Origin of the sequence: Agrobacterium sp. GD03872 (genome assembly GCF_029840625.1) — a bacterium.
Taxonomy (GTDB): domain Bacteria; phylum Pseudomonadota; class Alphaproteobacteria; order Rhizobiales; family Rhizobiaceae; genus Agrobacterium; species Agrobacterium fabrum_A.
Map to the genome: position 1 here is coordinate 358953 of NZ_JAOCCY010000001.1, position 17387 is coordinate 376339.

Here is a 17387-nt window from a genome sequence, read left to right on the forward strand (position 1 = left end):
CAACCATCCGCAGGAGGAGGCGAGATGACCGCTAAGACCTTACGCCTGACCATGGCTCAGGCGCTAGTACGTTACCTGTGCAACCAGTTTACCGAGATCGACGGAGAGCGCGTTCCGCTGTTCGCGGGCGTCTTCGCGATTTTCGGGCATGGCAATGTCACATGCCTTTCCGAAGCTCTGGAGACGGTGCAGGACCAGTTGCCGACATGGCGTGGGCAGAACGAACAATCCATGGCGCTTGCCGCAATCGGTTTTGCCAAGGCAAAAAGGCGCAGGCAGATCATGGTCGCCGCGACATCGATCGGGCCGGGGGCGCTGAACATGGTGACCGCCGCCGGCGTTGCCATGGCCAACCGTCTTCCCGTCCTGCTTCTCGCCGGCGATACATTTGCAAGCCGTCTACCGGACCCGGTTCTGCAGCAGGTCGAGCATTTCGGCGATCCGACATTGACCGTCAATGACGCGTTCAAATCCGTGGTGCGTTACTGGGACAGGATCGTGCTGCCGGAACAATTGCTGCAATCGCTGCCGCAGGCGGTCGCCACCATGCTCGATCCGGCCGATTGCGGCCCGGCTTTCATCGGTCTTGCGCAGGATACGCAGGAAATCGCTTTCGATTATCCGGCGGTCTTCTTCGAACCGAAGGTCTGGAAAATCCCGCGCCCGCGTCCGGACCGTGACGCCGTGGCGGCCGCCGCCCGACTGCTGGCGCAGGCGAAATATCCGCTCATCATTTCCGGCGGCGGCGTGCGTTATTCGCTGGCGGCAGAGCGCCTTGCCGATTTCGCTGCAAAGCGCGGCATTCCCGTGGTCGAAACCATCGCCGGCAAGGGCGCGCTCACCCATCACCATCCGGTCCATGCCGGGCCTATCGGCATTGTCGGATCAACCTCGGCGAATGCGCTGGCTAAAGAGGCGGATGTCGTGCTGGCGATCGGTACCCGGCTTCAGGATTTCACCACGGGTTCCTGGACGGCTTTCTCCCGCGACGCGCAGTTCATTTCCATCAATGCCGCCCGCTTCGATGCGGTCAAGCACCGGGCGCTTTCCGTCGTCGGCGATGCGCTCGAGACGATCGATGAGCTGGACCACGCGCTTGGCGCCTACAAGGTCGATACTGCGCATATGCAGCGGGCCAAAACCCTGTTCGCCGAATGGGACAATCTGCTGGACGAACACCAGCGGGTCACCAATGCGCCGGTTCCCTCTTATGCGCAGGTGGTCGGGGTTCTGAACCGGGTTGCGCGGCCCGAAGATACGCTGATCGCGGCAGCGGGCGGAACACCGGGTGAGGTGACCAAGGGCTGGCGGGTCAAGAACCCGAATACGTTCGATTGCGAATTCGGTTTTTCCTGCATGGGTTATGAAATAGCGGCCGGCTGGGGCTGCTCCATGGCGCAGGAAGGACCGGGCGGCACCGGCGGTGTTCCAATCGTCATGCTGGGGGACGGCACCTACATGATGATGAACTCGGATATTTATTCGGCCGCGCTCACCGGGCACCGGATGATCGTGGTGGTCTGCGATAATGGCGGCTATGCTGTCATCAACCGTCTGCAGCAGGCCAAGGGTGTTCCCGGCTTCAACAACCTGCTGACCGATTGCCGTGTGGCGGACCGGGAAAATCCGCTGCATGTCGATTTCGTCAAGCATGCGCAAGCGATGGGCGCCCATGCGCGCAAGGCGGAGAGCCTTGCCGATCTTGAAGACGCGATGATCTGGGCGCAGGGCAATGATGGCGTTACCGTCATCTCCATCGTTTCCGATGCGTGGAAATGGGTTCCGGGCGATGCCGATTGGGATGTCGGTGTTCCCTCCGTCTCCAGCTTCGAGACTGTGCGTGCCGCCCGCGCCGCGCAGGAAAACATCCGCAAGGCGCAGCGAGTGGGGATCTGAGATGAAAGCAAGACTTGGTATCGCGCCGATTGCCTGGTGGAATGACGATCTTGCCGAGCTTTCCGATGATGTGAGCCTTCAGGAATGCCTGAGGCAGGCAAGCGAAGCCGGCTTTACCGGAATGGAGACCGGACGCCGCTTCCCGATGGATATGGCGGAGCTTGGGCCGATCCTCGACCGCTACGGCATATCGGTGTGTGGTGGCTGGTTCTCCGGGCTGCTGCTGGATGGCGATATAGAGGTGGAGAAAGACCGTATCGCGCAGCAGATGGAATTCTTCATCGCCGCCGGTGCGCCCTGCATTGTTTATGGCGAAACGGCGCACTCCATTCAGGGCGTGCGCTCGGCCCCGCTTGCCACGAAGCCCCGGCTCGACGAGGCCGGCATGGCGGCCTATGGCCGCAAGATGTCCGACTTTGCCGACTGGTGCGCGGCGAAGGGCATGCCTATTTCTTACCATCACCACATGGCGGCCGTGGTGGAGACCGAGCCGGAACTCGATCTCTTCATGAAGCACTCCTCCGTTCCGCTGCTGTTTGATGCCGGGCATATGGCCTTTGCGGGCGGCGATGTCATGCGTGTCATCGAAAACCACCATGCACGCATTACCCATGTCCACACCAAGGATATCAGGCGTGAGATTATTGGCGGGCTGGACAGCAGCCGGGAGAGTTTCCTCGATGCCGTCATCAAGGGCGCCTTTACCGTGCCGGGCGATGGCAGCCTGGATTTCGAGGCGATCGTCAAGGCGCTGGCGTCGAAAGGTTACGAGGGCTGGTTCGTGGTCGAGGCCGAGCAGGACCCGATCAGGAACCCACCGCTGGACATGGCCCGAAAGGGGCACAGGGAATTACTGCGCGTGATGGACGCCGCTGGATATGAGGTCGTGAAATGAACCGTATTGAAGGAAAGATCGCCGTTATTACCGGCGGAACCCAGGGGCTGGGCGCAGCCGTTGCGCAGGTGTTTGCGCAGGCGGGCGCGGCGGGAATCGTCATTGTTGGGCGCGGCGTCGAAAAGGGACAGGCGGTCGCGGATGCCATCACGCAGAAATCAGGCGTGCCGGTCGAGATGGTGGCGGCCGATCTCGGCGATATCGATGACGTCCGGGGCATCATTCCGGCGACGGACAAACGCTTCGGGCGGGTCGATATCCTCGTTAATGCGGCGGGCCTGACGGATCGCGGCAATATGCTCAACACGACGCCCGAGCTTTTCGACCGGATGTTCGCGGTCAATACGCGTGCGCCATTCTTTCTCATTCAGGATGCGGCAAAAGTGATGATCCGCGAGGGGATCGAGGGCCGTGTCGTTAATGTCGGATCGATGTCGGGTCTGACAGGCCAGCCGTTCCTTGCGCCTTATGCGGCATCAAAAGGCGCGCTTGCCACCGTCACCCGCCATGCCGGCTTTTCACTGATGCGTCATCGTATCCATGTGAACCAGCTCGACATCGGCTGGATGAACTCCGATCACGAGCGCAAGCTCGTCCTCTCCGAGACCGGCGATCCCGATTTCATTGACCGCGCGGCGGCGGCCAAGCCGTTCGGGCGCATCCTCGATCCGCTCGAAGTGGCCCGCGCCATCCTGTGGATGGCATCCGACGATAGCGGCATGATGACGGGCGCCGTGATCCCCTTCGATCAATCGGTCTATGGCGGTTATGACGACGCGCCGGTGCCGGCGAAAAAGCTGGAGGAATAAGATGATGCGGACCATCAAGGGGCCGGGCGTCTTCCTGGCGCAGTTCGCCGCGGATGAGGCGCCCTACAATTCGCTTGCCTCGCTGGCGCAATGGGCGTCGGACAAGGGCTTCAAAGGGGTGCAGATTCCCACCTGGGATACGCGCCTGATCGACATGAAACAGGCGGCGGAAAGCGATGCCTATTGCGACGATCTGAAAGGCATGCTCGGCGAGCACGGGCTGGAGATCACCGAGCTGGCCTCCCACATCACCGGGCAGCTTGTGGCGGTGCATCCCGCCCATGACGCGATCATGGACAGTTTTGCGCCCGAGCATGTGCGCGGCAATCCCGCAAAGCGTCGGGCATGGGCCGAGGAACAACTGCGCTTTGCCGCCCGCGCCTCGAAACGTCTCGGCATCGACCGCCATGTGACCTTTCCCGGTGCGCTTTTATGGCCCTATCTTTATCCCTATCCGCAATGGCCGGAAGGGCTGGTGGAGGAAGGTTTTGACGAGCTTGCCCGCCGCTGGACGCCGATCCTCGATGATTTCGACGCCCATGGCGTGGATGTCTGCTACGAAATCCACCCGAGCGAAGACCTGCATGACGGCCATAGCTGGGAGATGTTTCTCGACAGGGTCAAGGAGCATCCCCGGGCGAACCTGATGTATGATCCCTCGCATCTGGTTCTGCAGGGAATGGATTATCTGGCTTTCATCGACCATTACCACGACCGGATCAAGACCTTCCACGTCAAGGATGCCGAGTTCCGTCCCGACGGAAAGTCCGGCGCCTATGGCGGCTATCAGCCCTGGTCCAAACGGGCCGGCCGCTTCCGCAGCCCGGGCGACGGGCAGATCGATTTCGGGGCGATCTTCACGAAGCTCACAACCTACGGCTTTGATGGCTGGGCGGTGCTGGAGTGGGAATGTTTCGTCAAAAATCCGGAGGACGGTGCGTCTGAAGGCGCGCGTTTCATCGCCGATCACATCATCCGCGTCTCGGACCGCGCCTTTGACGATTTCGTCAAATCCGGTGCGAACCGCAACGCCAACCGCGCCATGCTGGGGCTGGAGGAACAATGACTATCGAAAGACCACTTCGTCTGGGCATGATCGGCGGTGGCCAGGGCGCCTATATCGGCAATATTCATCGTCTTGCCGCACGCCTTGATGGCAAATGGGTGCTTGTGGCCGGGGCCTTCGATGTCGATCCCGAAAGGGGCCGCACCTTTGCGATCAATGAGGGGCTCGACCCGGCCCGAAGCTATGGCAGCTATCAGGAATTGATCGCCGGCGAGGCTGGCCGCGAGGATCGTGTCGATGCGGTTGCAATCTGCACACCGAATTTCACCCACTACCCGATCGCGAAGGCGCTGATTGAGGCCGGTTTCGACGTGATTTGCGAAAAACCGCTGACCGCGACGCTTGAAGACGCCATCTCGCTGGAAAAGCTGTCGCGGGAAAGCGGCCGCTTCGTTGGGGTGACCTACACCTATTCCGGTTATCCGATGGTGCATGAAGCCCGTGCGCGCGTGGCGGCTGGCGAGATCGGCGAGGTTCGCACCGTGCAGGTGGAATATCCGCTGGAATGGATGGCGACCGCCATCGAGCAGCAGGGCAATGCGCAGGCGGCGTGGCGCACCGACCCGAAGAAGAACGGCCGCGGCGGTTCCATCGGCGATATCGGCACGCATGCCTATCATCTGGCCGGTTTCGTCACCGGGCTGAAATTGCAGTCCCTCACCGCCGATCTCGCCACCTTCGTGGCGGGGCGGGCGCTGGATGACAATGCCCATGTGATGATGCGCTATGAAGGCGGGGCGCGGGGCCTCCTGTGGTCGTCGCAGGTGGCGCTGGGCAACTCCAACGGCGTGCGTCTGCGGGTATTCGGCGCGACCGGCTCGCTGCAATGGTTTCAGGAACAGCCGAACGAACTCGTCTATACACCGCTTAACGGGCGTGTGCAGACCATCAAGCGGGGCGCGGACGATCTTTCCGAAGACGCAAAGGTGCGCACCCGCACCCCGCCCGGCCACCCGGAAGGATATCTGGAGGCCTTCGCCAATCTCTATGCCGGCTTTGCGGAAGCGATCCGCGCCCGCAGGGCGGGACGCGAGCCGGGGGCTATCGGTCGCAACATTCCGCTCGCCTATGACGGTCTGAAGGGTGTGGCCTTCGTGGAGGCGGTGGTGGATAGCGCCGAAAGTACCGATCCGCGCTGGATCACGCCGATGGCGGTATAAACGCTCAGCGCAGCGCCCGGAAATCGACCTCCCGGACAGGCCATGCCTGTCCGGGAGGTTTTGGTCGTCCGGTTTCCGGAAGGTGATCGCGCGCCGAGGCGATGGAATGTCGGGCCTGTGCAAACATGTGCCGCGACGGCCGATCATTCTGAAACCTTGCGGAACGGATGCGCTGGAAACGCCCGGATGGGCGAGGTGTGTCAAGTTTTGTGGCGACGAGGTTATTGGTCTGCGGCCCTGCCAGGGTGGAGACTGCAACAAATGTAGGATGTTAGCTTATATCTTGCGGTATCGCAGAGTTTTGCGCTGGCCGATAGGTCAATCAAAGTTGACCGAATGACCATTTTACCCTACCTGTGGTCAGGTGATGTGTTTTGATTTGACCTGCTTTCGATGGCGTTCGGAAGCCGTTCTTTCGTCGTCATGAAACGCTCGCAACCAGCGAAATAAAGGGACGACCCTTGCGACCTTCTCTGCGGCAAGAAGAAATCTTCGAGATCCTCAACCAGACCCGCGAAATGTCCGTTGAAGAGCTGGCAGAACGCCTCGGTGTGTCCAGAGAGACGATCCGGCGCGACCTGACCAAAATGGATGCCGAAGGAAAGCTCCGCAAAATCCATGGAGGAGCGCGGGCTGCCGGAGCGCCAAACGAGACTGCTGAAAACGAAGGTCCGTTTGCAACGCGCATGGCCGAGAATTACGAGGCAAAGAAGAAGATTGCGATTGCGGCAGCACGTCTTCTTAGAAGTGACGATTCCGTGTTTATCGATACTGGCACGACCACGGTCGTGATGGCGGAAGAACTGGCTCGCCTTCAAAACCTGGTGGTGATCACCAATTCACATCGCATCGCGGCATCGGTCTCCGGCAACACGTCGCACAAAGTCTTCCTGATCGGCGGCGCTTATGGCGCGGACGCCGGCGAAAGCCTCGGTCCGCTTGCCCTGGAGCAGATTATGAAGTTCCGGGCGCGTTATGCAATCATTACGGTTGGGGCTATCGATTCCAGTTCCCTGATGGACTTTGACCTGCAGGAGGCGGAAATCGCAAAAACGATGATCGAGCGCTCCGACAAACTGATCGTGCTCGCCGATCATTCGAAGTTCGACCGCCGGGCGGTCTTTGAAGTCGTGCCTCTGGCCGCTGTCGACTATCTGGTAACGGACCGTCAGCCCACGCCGCAGGTTGCCGCGTCGTTGAGCGCTGCAAATATCGAAGTGATCGTCGCCTAGTCATCATTGCAACAGTTGTTCCCTTCCGGATGCTTGCTCGAAGGCAAATTTCGATACGCGCTGCCACTGGCTTAGTTGCGGCGTCTGGGGCCGTCGCTTCGGCAAAGACCGCGACGCTGAAGCGCCAAATTTGGATATTGGGTCCTTCTCCTGCGAGCTGAACACACAAAAATGACTGATCGGTCATTTTTGTGTGTTTTAATGTGTTGAGGTGACCCGCATGGTTGGAGGCGGGAGCGAATTTCATCGCGTATGAATGGAATATCTCGAGTTTTGAACAAAATATAACGGAAATGTGGCCTTGAGGCTTTACATTTTGCAAATGTGGTTGTTACTGTTCGGTCATAAAGTGACTGAACAGTAGGAAATCGAACCGTGTGCGTTCAGCAATCCCAAACTCCGGGTGAACTTTTCGATGTCGCGATCATTGGTGCGGGCGTTGTCGGCTGCGCCGTTGCCCGGCGCTTTGCACTTGCCGGTGCGAAAGTCATTCTGATCGAAAAAGGTTCGGACATCCTGTCCGGGGCATCGAAGGCAAATAGCGCCATCCTTCACACGGGCTTTGACGCACCGAAGAACAGTCTGGAGCTCTCCCTGGTTCAGGCCGGTCGTCAGGAATACCTCGACATTCACGAAAGCATGAACCTTCCTTTGGTGGAGACAGGCGCGCTCGTGTGCGCCTGGACACCGGAAGAAGCGATCAAGCTGGAGGAAATCGCCGAGCAGGGCAGGCAGAATGGCGTCGATCGGTTGCGCCTTCTGACGGCCGCCGAAGCGCGGAAGGTGGAGCCGGGACTCTCTGGAAATCTCGTCGCCGCGCTTCATGTGTTCGACGAGCACGTCATCGACCCCTGGTCCGCACCGCTTGCCTATGTCAACCAGGCCATCGCTCTTGGTACGGCGGTCATGCGGCAATGCGAGTTGCTTTCCGGTGAATTCGATGGCGAGTGGACACTCGAGACCAATCGTGGCGATGTGCGAACGAAATGGGTCATCAACGCGGCCGGACTTTTCGGAGATCACGTCGATGCCCGTCTGGGCTTCACGCCTGAGTTCCAGATCAGGCCGCGCAAGGGGCAGTTCGTGGTGCTCGATAAGGCGGCGGCCCGGCAGCTCAAGACAATCATTCTTCCGGTACCCAACGAGATCACCAAGGGAATTGTCGTCTGTCCGACCGCATTCGGCAATATCCTGGTAGGCCCGACCGCCGAAGAACAGGACGACCGTATCCGTGCGACCGTTGAACACGACACGCTCGACGCCCTGGTCGCTCACGGAACGAAACTTGTGCCCGGCCTGGCGCACATCCCGGTCACTGCCGTTTATGCCGGGCTTCGCCCCGCCTCGGACAAGAAGGAATATCGGGTCATCGATCGGCCTGAGCACAATGCCATCACCCTAGGGGGCATCCGTTCCACGGGTTTGAGCTCCGCTCTCGGCCTTGCCCAGCACGCCCTCAAGCTTCATGGCGGGTTGTCACGCGGGGAGTTTCAGCAAAAGTGCATCCCCGATGTGCGCATGCCCAATCTGGCGGAATCCCGCCAGCGTGACTGGCAGACCGAAAACCATGGCGAGATCGTTTGCCATTGCGAGATGGTCACGCGTCGTGAAATCGAGGCAACGCTCACAACAGCGTTGCCGCCGGGCGATTTCGGCGGCCTGCGCAGGCGTACGCGTGCCGGGATGGGGCGCTGTCAGGGATTTTATTGCAACGCCAGGCTCGCCGAAATCAGCAAAGGCTGTCTGGCGACCCCGCTGGCGGTGGATCGGGAGGGCGGCAAATGAGCCAGCCCGACGTTATCATCATTGGCGGTGGGCCTTCCGGCGTTGCGGCGGCGATTTCCATGCGAAAGGCCGGGATCGAGAAAGTCACGCTTCTCGAACGCGAGCAACATCTCGGAGGCGCGACCAGACATTGCAGCCACTCGCCGTTCGGCATGCTCGAATTCGGGCGGGTTTACCTCGGAGCGGCATATGGCCGACGCCTCGAACGGGAGGTCCAGACGTTTGGGATCGATGTTCGCTACGGGCATTCGGTGGCTCGCCTTGGTGAAGACGGTGAACTGCTTGTCGCGAATTTCGACGGGCTCCAGACCATTGCGGCCAGGCGCGTCCTGGTCACGACGGGTGTTCGCGAGACAACGCGCGCGGCCCGTCTTGTGTCGGGCGATCGTCCTGTGGGCGTTTTGACAACGGGCACGCTCCAGTCCTATGTCGCATTCCACAATATGATGCCATTCAAACGGCCCGTTATCGTGGGCTCCGAGCTGGTCACGCTTTCCGCCGTCTGGACCTGTCTCAGCCATGGCGCGCGCCCGGTCGCGGTAGTGGAGCCAAGGAAGCAGGCGCTCGTTCGGGTGCCGCTGGCATGGTTTCCCTCTTTGATGGGCATACCGTTCCACCGCAGCGCCGAGATCGTCGATATTCTGGGACGCGGGCGCGTTGAAGCCGTGGTTGTAAAACGTGGCGAGACGGTCGAGACGCTTGAATGTGACGGCGTCCTCTTTTCGGGTGGCTTCATCCCGGAATCCTCTCTGTTCATGACATCCGGCCTGGCGGTGGACTGGGGCAGCACGGGTCCAGCCGTGGACCAGCACGGCCGCTGTGAAAATCCACACTATTTCGCTGCGGGCAACGTCCTTCGCGCGGTGGAGACGGGCGGCTGGGCCTTCCGGGAAGGCCGCGCCGTCGGCGAGGCCCTGGCTGCGGATATGCTGCGACCGGTTTCTGCCGAAGCGCCGGTAAAAGTGACTTTCGATGCGCCGATCAAACTGGTGGTGCCCAATCTCATCCGCAGCGGTGCCGACTTGCCGGGCGGGCTCAGGGATTTCCAGCTGCGGTTTCAGGAGCGTGTAACCGGCACGCTTGCACTATGCATCGACGGACGCCCGGTCTGGCAAAAAAGGGGACTTTGGCGGCCAGAGAGCCGGACAATGGTTCCGCGTCCAGACGCCGTTCGCCACGCACAGCACGTTCATTTCAGCTTCAGAGAGGAAGGTTGAATGCGTATTGCATCCATCGACCAGGGTACGACATCCACACGTTGCCTCGTTGTAGAGGACGGCGGAGACTGGAAGATCGTCGCCAGCCGCAAACACGGGCAGGAGCATCCCTTCGCCGGATGGGTCGAGCATGATCCGCACGAACTTCTCAAGAATATTCTGACGGTCCTCGACGCGGCGGGAAAGGTCGATGCGGTTGCTATCGCCAACCAGGGTGAAAGCTGCATCGCCTGGGATGCGGAGACCAGGGAAGCATTGTCGCCCGTTATCGTCTGGCAGGATTCGCGGACGGCAAGGTATCTCGCCGATCTCGGGCCGGAAGCCGAGGAAACCTCGAAGCGCATCTGCGGTCTGCCGCTCGATCCGTATTTTTCGGCAAGCAAGCTTGCCTGGCTTATCCGTCACGTTCCCCACATTGCAGAAGCGCAAAAAGCAGGCCGTCTGCGTCTCGGTACAACGGACGCCTTCTTCCTCGATTCGCTTGCCGGCGTTTTTGCGACCGATCTGGCAACGGCTTCGCGCACGGGCCTTCTCGATCTCGCGACAGGTGCGTGGAGCGACGAACTCTGCGCGCTTCACGGAGTGCCAAAAGAGTGCCTTCCCCGGATCGCCAACGTCAATGATGACTTCGGCAAGATCAACGGTATTCCCGTCAAGGCATCCATTGTCGATCAGCAGGCCGCGCTGTTCGGGCATGGATGCCGGAACCCCGGCGACTGCAAGATCACCTTTGGAACGGGTGCCTTCCTTCTGGCGGTGAGTGGTTCGGAACGGCCACCCCAGTCGGAGCTTCTGCCAACGGTTGCCTGGGCGCTCCAGGAGGGTGGCACGACCTATGCAATCGAGGGCGGCGTTTACGACGCCGGTTCGGCTTTGGAATGGGCCCGCAATATCGGTCTCTATTCGGCACTGGAAGAGCTCGGTGTCTTCGAAGGGCCGTCCGCGCTCAGCCGGGGGATTGTTTTTGTCCCGGCGCTCTCGGGCCTCGCCGCACCTTACTGGGACCGCACGGCTGCTCCGCTGTTCATCGGCATGGACCACGCGACCGATCGCCGCGATCTTGTCCGGGCGGTTCTCGAGGGCATCGCGATGCTGACCGTAGGATTGATTAAGGCGGCGTCGGAAGTCACCGATCTCGGTCCGAGCATCTCGATTGACGGCGGCCTGTCGCAAAGCCCCTATTTTGGCCAGTTCCTCGCTTCGGCGAGCAAGCGCTCGATTACGGTGCCGTCGATGCATGAGCTGACAGCATTGGGACTTGCCGAATTCTGCGGTCTGGACGTCAGTGTGGCACGGGCAAAACATGCCCGTTTCGAACCTGACGGATCAGTTACCGATGAACACCATGCTTTGTTTGCCAGGGCTGTTGAAAGGGCACGAGGCTGGCGAAGCTGACGTCCTAACCTAGCGTTCGAATATTCGGAGAATACAATGAGAAAGATTTTTCTCGCTGGCCCTTACGGCCACGCGGACCGCGAAGTCGTGGAAAAACGGTACCACGAAGCCAATGCCGTGGCGGCCAGGATTGCCCGCAGCGGATCGGCCGTCTTCAGCCAGATTTCGATGTCTCACCCGATCAACGGCCATCTCCCAGATCTCGACAAGGCCGGTATCGGCAGACTGTGGGCTCCAATCGATCAGGTCTTCATGGAAGCCATGGACGAGATCGTCGTGATCGATGGTCCCGGCTGGCAGGAAAGCGCCGGCGTGAAGCGTGAAATGGAGTTTTTCAAATCCAAGGGACAACGCGTCAGCCTTTGGAGCGAGATCGAACACGAATTCGCGAACTGACGTTTGAGAGAAAAAAGGGGAATAAAATGACAATCGCCACCAAGTCCGGACCGGTGCCGGGACAGACCGATCACGATCACCTGAAACGGGATGTGACGCCTTTTCAGTCGTTCGCCGTAGCCTTCGGTTTCGTATCGATCGCCACAGGTATTTTTACCGCCTATGGCGCGATGCTCTCGACATCCGGCCCCATGGGCATCTGGACCTGGCCTGTTGTCGTCATCGGCCAGTTGATGGTCGCCCTGATCATCGGCTCGCTCGCCGCTCGTATCCCTGTCACGGGTTACATCTATCAATGGGCATCCCGCCTCACCAATCCCGTGTTCGGCTGGATCATGGGCTGGATCGGTTTCACCTTCCTTGCCGTCGTGCTGGTGGCCGTGGATTATACGATCGCATCGACTGTTCTACCCGTGCTGTTGAGTTACGAGGGCACGGCCGAAAACGCCTGGTGGATCACCAGCCTGGTAATCATCGCCCAGGCAATAATGATCGCGTTCTCGACGAAGTTTACGCAGAAATTCAATGCCGTCGCCGTGACGATCCAGTTGATCGGGATGATCGGCCTTGTCGTGCTGCTGTTCGGTGTCGGCGCGTATAATAACGAACTCGATTTTTCGAACCTCTTCAGCAGCGGGACCATTGCCCAGGAAGGATATTATTCCTTCGGAACGCTCACGAGCGTTGGCCCCTGGATCATGGGCACCCTGCTCGGTGCTTTCACGATCGTGGGTTTCGAGTCCGCTGCAAATCTCGCCGAAGAAACACGGGACCCGGCGCGTGTCGTTCCAAAGGCAATGTGGCAGGCCGTCCTCAGCCTTGGCGTGATCGGGATGCTTTTCCTCCTTGCCGTTACAGCCCTGCTCGGCGATCCGACCGCCCTCAGCGGTTCCTCCACGCCGATTGCCGACGTCATCAACCGCGTGCTTGGTCCGATCCTCGGCAATCTGCTGCTGGTTCTGGTCGTGATCTCAATTTTTTCATGTGGTCTTGTCATCCTGCTCAGCGGCACCCGCCTTGTTTGGGCCATGTCGCGTGACGAGCGTTTCCCCGGCTGGCAGCTCTGGCATCGCATCAGCCCGACGCTCAAAACTCCGGTCAATGCGACGGTATTCATGGCGGTGGTCGGTCAGGTCATTCTCGCGCTGTTTGCAAAACAGACAGATGCGCTGTTTGCCCTGTTCTCCGCAGCGACCCTGCTTCCGGCGATCATCTATGCGGTGACGGTTTTGATCTACGCCTTCCAGCGTAACAATCTTCCCCCAAGCCAGGGCTTCCGTCTCGGCGCATGGGAAACCCCGGTTCTTGTGGTCGCGATTGTATGGCTGGCCTTCGAACTGGCCATCTTCCGCGATGCCTCGTTTTCCAAGCCGTGGTCGTATGTGGCGGTCATGTTCGCGATCGGTGTGGTTTACCTTGTTTATCTTCTTGCCACGCGTGGCGGCCCCAAGGCACTCAAGATGCCCGACATGATCTCTGTCGATGCTATCCTGGACGCTGACAAGGGCGCAGAAGTGCTGCGCTGACCGTCCTCCATCGAGAGCCGGCGTGTTGCACGCCGGCTCTTTTTCCAGTCCCCCTCGAATTGTTATCGGGGCCCGATCAGATCCATGGAAGCCTGTTGAATACCGGTCGGGGTCAGCCCGCTGGAGGTTTCCGTCGGGATATGGATGCGTCCAATATTGGGTTGCTTCCGCCCTAAGATACGTGGGGTGCAAGATTGGCCTCAACGCCGGACTGACCGCAACAGACGTCCGCGAAAGTGTCCTCGCGAACGTCTGCGGGCTTGGACGAGGTCAGTGACCGGGATGCAGGGCATCATTCAGGTACATGCAAGTTAGCATCGTGAATACATAAGCCTGGATGGTTGCCATCAGGAATTCCAGGGCTGTGATGGCGACGGTCATCAACAGAGGCATGGTTGCACCCAAGATGCCCAATGCGCCCATTCCACCCAGCGATGCGACAAAGCCTGCAAATACCTTGAGGGTGATGTGGCCCGCCAGCATGACTGCGAACAATCGCACGGAGTGGCTGATGGGGCGCGACAGGAAGGAGATGATCTCGATCGGGATGATAATCGGAGCCAATACGGCGGGAACACCGTCGGGCTTGAAGAGCCGAAGGAAGCCGAAACCATGCTTGAAGATGCCATACAGCGTCACGGTCAGAAAGACCAGCATCGCAAGCCCAAAGGTTACGATGATCTGGGCGGTGACCGTAAACGCGTAAGGAAACATGCCAATCATGTTCGCTACCAGGATGAACATGAAGAGGGAAAACACGAACGGGAAGAACCGCATTCCCTCCTTACCTGCATTATCGCGTAGCGCCTTGGCGACAAACTCGTAGAGCATCTCGGCACTAGACTGCCAGCGGCCCGGAACAACCATACGCTTGCTCGTCGCGAAGTAGAGAAACGCGCTTGCGATGGCCACGGTAAGCACCATGTAGGCGGAGGCATTGGTGAAGCTTAGGTCGACACCCCCGATATTGATTTCGACGATGGGCTTGATTGCGAACTGATCAATGGGTCCAGCCACGGAAATACCTCTGAGGCGCTGCGGGGGCAGCGAGAACGTCACGCGACATGACAGCGCCAAAGCGTTGCCACACGCGCGAGACTCGCGGCCCGATTTTGAAGGGTAATGGGAATATTCTAATCACGTGGGGGGCCGTTTCGATCTCTTTGGTGAGATTCGAGGCCGTCCCCGGATTGATTCAAGGCGCGGGTCGTCCCGCACCTGGGCTTTCTAACGTCACGACGTGATGATTGCAACGGCCCAAAGGCGCCGGCTCTTCCAAAACGCACTTCATGGTTCGCGACAAGGATGAAAATAGCGGCTGACGACAACAGCGTATCTACACCGGGAGATTGCTCGTCAGCAGGTCCCATTACCGTGTCGGAAATCGACCTGAAAAGTTCTCGATGGTTCGTCCACATCATGATGCCTCATGGTGTGGGGCCGTCCCCGTTTGCGTAAGCAGAGCGCGGGTCGTCCCGCGATGCGTTATGTTTGAGCGGTAAACAACATCAGCCCAAAGACGGCAAAAAGCAGGATATGCAGCAAGCCCTGGCTCGCCGACGTCCGATGACCCAGGTAGGTCAATGTCGTCAACGCTGTGGTCAACGCCAAAAGCACAGTCTCCGTCTGCGAGATTCCGAGGACAACCGTTTTCCCCGTTATGAGGCCTACGGCCAGTACCGCAGGCACCGTAAGGCCCACTGTCGATACGAAAGCGCCGAGGCAAAGGTTGATGGCCCTTTGGGTCTCATTATTCAGGGCGGCTTTGATGGCGGTGATGGATTCCGGTGTGAAAACGATGATGGCGATCAGAACGCCGCCGACTGCCACAGGCGCCCCGGCCTGCGCCACGCCGTAGTCGATGATGATTGCCAGATCATGAGCCAAAAGGACAATCGGGAGCATAAGGGCTACGAGCTTAATGGCATGCAGAAGATTCTTTTTGCCATTTCCGTCTGCCGACCTCTGATCGGCATTAGTGGCTCTGTTTGCCGACGCCTCTGACAGGAGGATCCACATCCGGCCAGCCTGCGGCTGCATGAAGTCACTGCGATACTTCCCCATCTGCATGTAAAGGAAGCCGCCGTACCCGATCACGGTCAGGACCGAGATCGTGATGGCCTGAAGCGACGTGAAGGTGCCGTTTCCCGTTGCCAGCGTGTTCGGAAGCAGAAGGGCAACTCCAACCAGCACGACGATCATGCTGATGAATGTAATGGCGCCGGGAGCGTTGTATTCTTGCTCACCGTACCTCAACGCTCCCGCGAGAAGGCAAAGGCCAGTGACCAGATTCATGATGATCATCATGACGGCGAAAATCGAGTCGCGTCCTATGGTTGGCGCCTCTCCAGGGCCGAGCATCACGGCCGCAATCAGAATGACTTCGATCGAAACGATGGAAAGGGTCAGGATGAGCGTGCCATACGGTTCGCCCAATTGATGAGCCAGTTCGTCCGCCTCGTGAACGACACCGAAAGCCGACATCAGGATCGTTGCAAACAGGATGACGAAGCAGGTTATGGCGACGGTCGCCGACATATCTGCTGATAGCCAGGAATGAAGTCCAGATTGGAAAATGGCGACTATGAGCCAGGCGACAACAATCTTGGGACCAGCGCCGCTGGGAGAAAATAAGGAAGTATGCGTCATAAACGGCGACCTCTAATGGGGTCGTCCCCGGTACACACTGTCACATCCAGGTCGTCCCGGACGGCGTTCAGAAAGCATTTTGCAGTTTCGCTATCACGGAAAGTCAGCAAAGTCTATTTCCAACTTCCTCCCCTTAACGCGCACTCCGCTGCTGCCTCCGGCGGAAACTCGAATGTTTCGCCGATCTCGGCTTCGGCAATCGTGATGATCAGCGAGCCGTCGCGGAACCGCGAACAGGTGCCATCGGGCGGTTGGCGAGATCAGGGACACGTTGTCGGGTTGCCGTTCCAATCGGCGCCGGCATGTCGATCTCGCAGGACGTGCCGATGGCTTTGAACTCGAAGTGCGAGGTCGTCACGCCGTCCACGTCAGCGTCCCGTCATCTTCATGGCTGCCTCGGGCAGACGGTCGCCGATGACCTCGATCTTCGTGAGCAAGGCGTCGATTTCCGCGAGGTCTGCCGAGGTCATTTCGAGGTCGACGCTGCCGAGATTCTCTTCGAGGCGATGCCGTTTCGTCGTTCCGGGTATCGGGACGATCCACGGTTTCCGGGCCAGCAGCCAGGCGAGCGCGATTTGCGCGGGCGTTGAACGCTTGCTCTCGGCGATCACAGTGATGGCGTCGACCAGAGCGGAGTTTGCCTTGCGGGCTTCCGGCGTGAAGCGCGGAACGTTGTTGCGGAAGTCCGTCGGATCGAACTTTGTGTTCTCGTCGATCTTGCCCGTCAGGAAACCAGCGCCAAGCGGGCTGAAGGGCACGAAGCCAATCCCGAGTTCTTCGAGTGAGGGGAGCAATTCGGGTTCCGGACCGCGCCAGAACAACGAGTATTCGCTCTGGACGGCTGTGACGGGCTGAACGGCGTGCGCACGACGAACGGTGCCGACACCTGCTTCAGAAAGCCCGAAATGCTTGACCTTGCCTTCGGAAATCAGGTCCTTCACCGCGCCCGCGACGTCTTCGATCGGAACGTCCGGATCGACACGGTGCTGGTAGAAGAGGTCGATGCGGTCGGTCTTGAGCCGCTTGAGGCAGGCGTCAGCGACGGCCTTGATGTGATCGGGGCGGCTGTTGGTGCCACCGCGCCGTTCACCTGTCGCAAGATCGATGTCGAATCCGAACTTGGTGGCGATGACGACCTTGTCGCGGATCGGGGCCAAAGCTTCACCCACGAGTTCCTCGTTGGTGAATGGGCCGTAGGACTCCGCAGTGTCGAACAGCGTGACGCCCTTCTCATGAGCAAAACGGATCAGCTTGATCATCTCGGCCTTATCGGCCGCCGGTCCGTAGAGGGCGCTCATGCTCATGCAACCAAGGCCAAGGGAGGAGACTTCGAGGTTTCCGATTTTGCGCTTTTGCATTGC

General features: G+C 59.6%; 14 protein-coding genes. 11 read left to right on the forward strand and 3 right to left on the reverse strand.

From position 1 onward, the window contains the following. Nucleotides 1–24 precede the first annotated feature (24 nt). From iolD to N5D22_RS01680, 11 genes are all read left to right on the forward strand, one after another. Nucleotides 25–1896 carry a 3D-(3,5/4)-trihydroxycyclohexane-1,2-dione acylhydrolase (decyclizing) gene (gene iolD / locus N5D22_RS01630; protein ID WP_279655791.1) on the forward strand — a complete coding sequence of 624 codons (1872 nt, stop codon included), beginning with the start codon at nt 25–27 and terminating at the stop codon, nt 1894–1896. A 1-nt stretch (nt 1897) separates the two neighbouring features. Then, complete coding sequence (gene iolE / locus N5D22_RS01635; RefSeq protein WP_279655792.1) at nt 1898–2791, forward strand: myo-inosose-2 dehydratase; 894 nt, start codon at nt 1898–1900, stop codon at nt 2789–2791. After that, nucleotides 2788–3600: an SDR family oxidoreductase gene (locus N5D22_RS01640; RefSeq protein ID WP_279655793.1), complete on the forward strand. Its 813-nt coding sequence runs from the start codon at nt 2788–2790 to the stop codon at nt 3598–3600. Before iolE ends, N5D22_RS01640 begins: the two co-directional genes overlap by 4 nt. A gap of 4 nt (nt 3601–3604) precedes the next feature. After that, the gene (locus tag N5D22_RS01645) at nt 3605–4666 is read left to right on the forward strand and encodes a sugar phosphate isomerase/epimerase (protein WP_279655860.1); all 1062 of its coding nucleotides are present in this window, start codon (nt 3605–3607) and stop codon (nt 4664–4666) included. Further along, nucleotides 4663–5826, forward strand: a complete 1164-nt coding sequence (locus N5D22_RS01650) for a Gfo/Idh/MocA family oxidoreductase (protein ID WP_279655794.1) — start codon at nt 4663–4665, stop codon at nt 5824–5826. The genes N5D22_RS01645 and N5D22_RS01650 overlap by 4 nt, the downstream gene beginning before the upstream one ends. Nucleotides 5827–6287: 461 nt before the next feature. Next, on the forward strand, nt 6288–7058 hold the full coding sequence (locus N5D22_RS01655; RefSeq protein WP_279655795.1) for a DeoR/GlpR family DNA-binding transcription regulator: 771 nt from the start codon (nt 6288–6290) through the stop codon (nt 7056–7058). Nucleotides 7059–7433: 375 nt separating this feature from the next. After that, entirely contained in the window at nt 7434–8843 is a 1410-nt protein-coding gene (locus N5D22_RS01660) for an NAD(P)/FAD-dependent oxidoreductase (protein ID WP_279655796.1), read from the forward strand. Beyond that, nucleotides 8840–10060 (forward strand): FAD-dependent oxidoreductase, encoded by a 1221-nt coding sequence (locus N5D22_RS01665; protein ID WP_279655797.1) that lies wholly within the window; start codon nt 8840–8842, stop codon nt 10058–10060. Before N5D22_RS01660 ends, N5D22_RS01665 begins: the two co-directional genes overlap by 4 nt. Then, nucleotides 10061–11455 (forward strand): FGGY family carbohydrate kinase, encoded by a 1395-nt coding sequence (locus tag N5D22_RS01670; protein ID WP_279655798.1) that lies wholly within the window; start codon nt 10061–10063, stop codon nt 11453–11455. It abuts the gene before it with no gap. 36 nt (nt 11456–11491) lie between these two features. Next, nucleotides 11492–11851, forward strand: coding sequence for a DUF1937 family protein (locus N5D22_RS01675; protein WP_279655799.1), 360 nt, complete (start codon nt 11492–11494; stop codon nt 11849–11851). A 26-nt stretch (nt 11852–11877) separates the two neighbouring features. Next, nucleotides 11878–13377: an amino acid permease gene (locus tag N5D22_RS01680; RefSeq protein WP_279655800.1), complete on the forward strand. Its 1500-nt coding sequence runs from the start codon at nt 11878–11880 to the stop codon at nt 13375–13377. Between the two features lie 270 nt (nt 13378–13647). Here N5D22_RS01680 and N5D22_RS01685 read toward each other — a convergent pair whose 3' ends face one another. The 3 genes from N5D22_RS01685 to N5D22_RS01695 all read right to left on the reverse strand — a co-directional run bounded on the left by N5D22_RS01685 (nt 13648) and on the right by N5D22_RS01695 (nt 17384). Continuing rightward, on the reverse strand, nt 13648–14394 hold the full coding sequence (locus N5D22_RS01685; protein WP_279655801.1) for a F0F1 ATP synthase subunit A: 747 nt from the start codon (nt 14392–14394) through the stop codon (nt 13648–13650). A 468-nt stretch (nt 14395–14862) separates the two neighbouring features. After that, entirely contained in the window at nt 14863–16026 is a 1164-nt protein-coding gene (locus N5D22_RS01690) for a calcium:proton antiporter (protein ID WP_279655802.1), read from the reverse strand. Nucleotides 16027–16394: 368 nt separating this feature from the next. Further along, a complete protein-coding gene (locus tag N5D22_RS01695) occupies nt 16395–17384 on the reverse strand; it encodes an aldo/keto reductase (RefSeq protein WP_279655803.1) in 990 nt (329 codons plus the stop codon). Between the last annotated feature and the right edge of the window lie 3 nt (nt 17385–17387).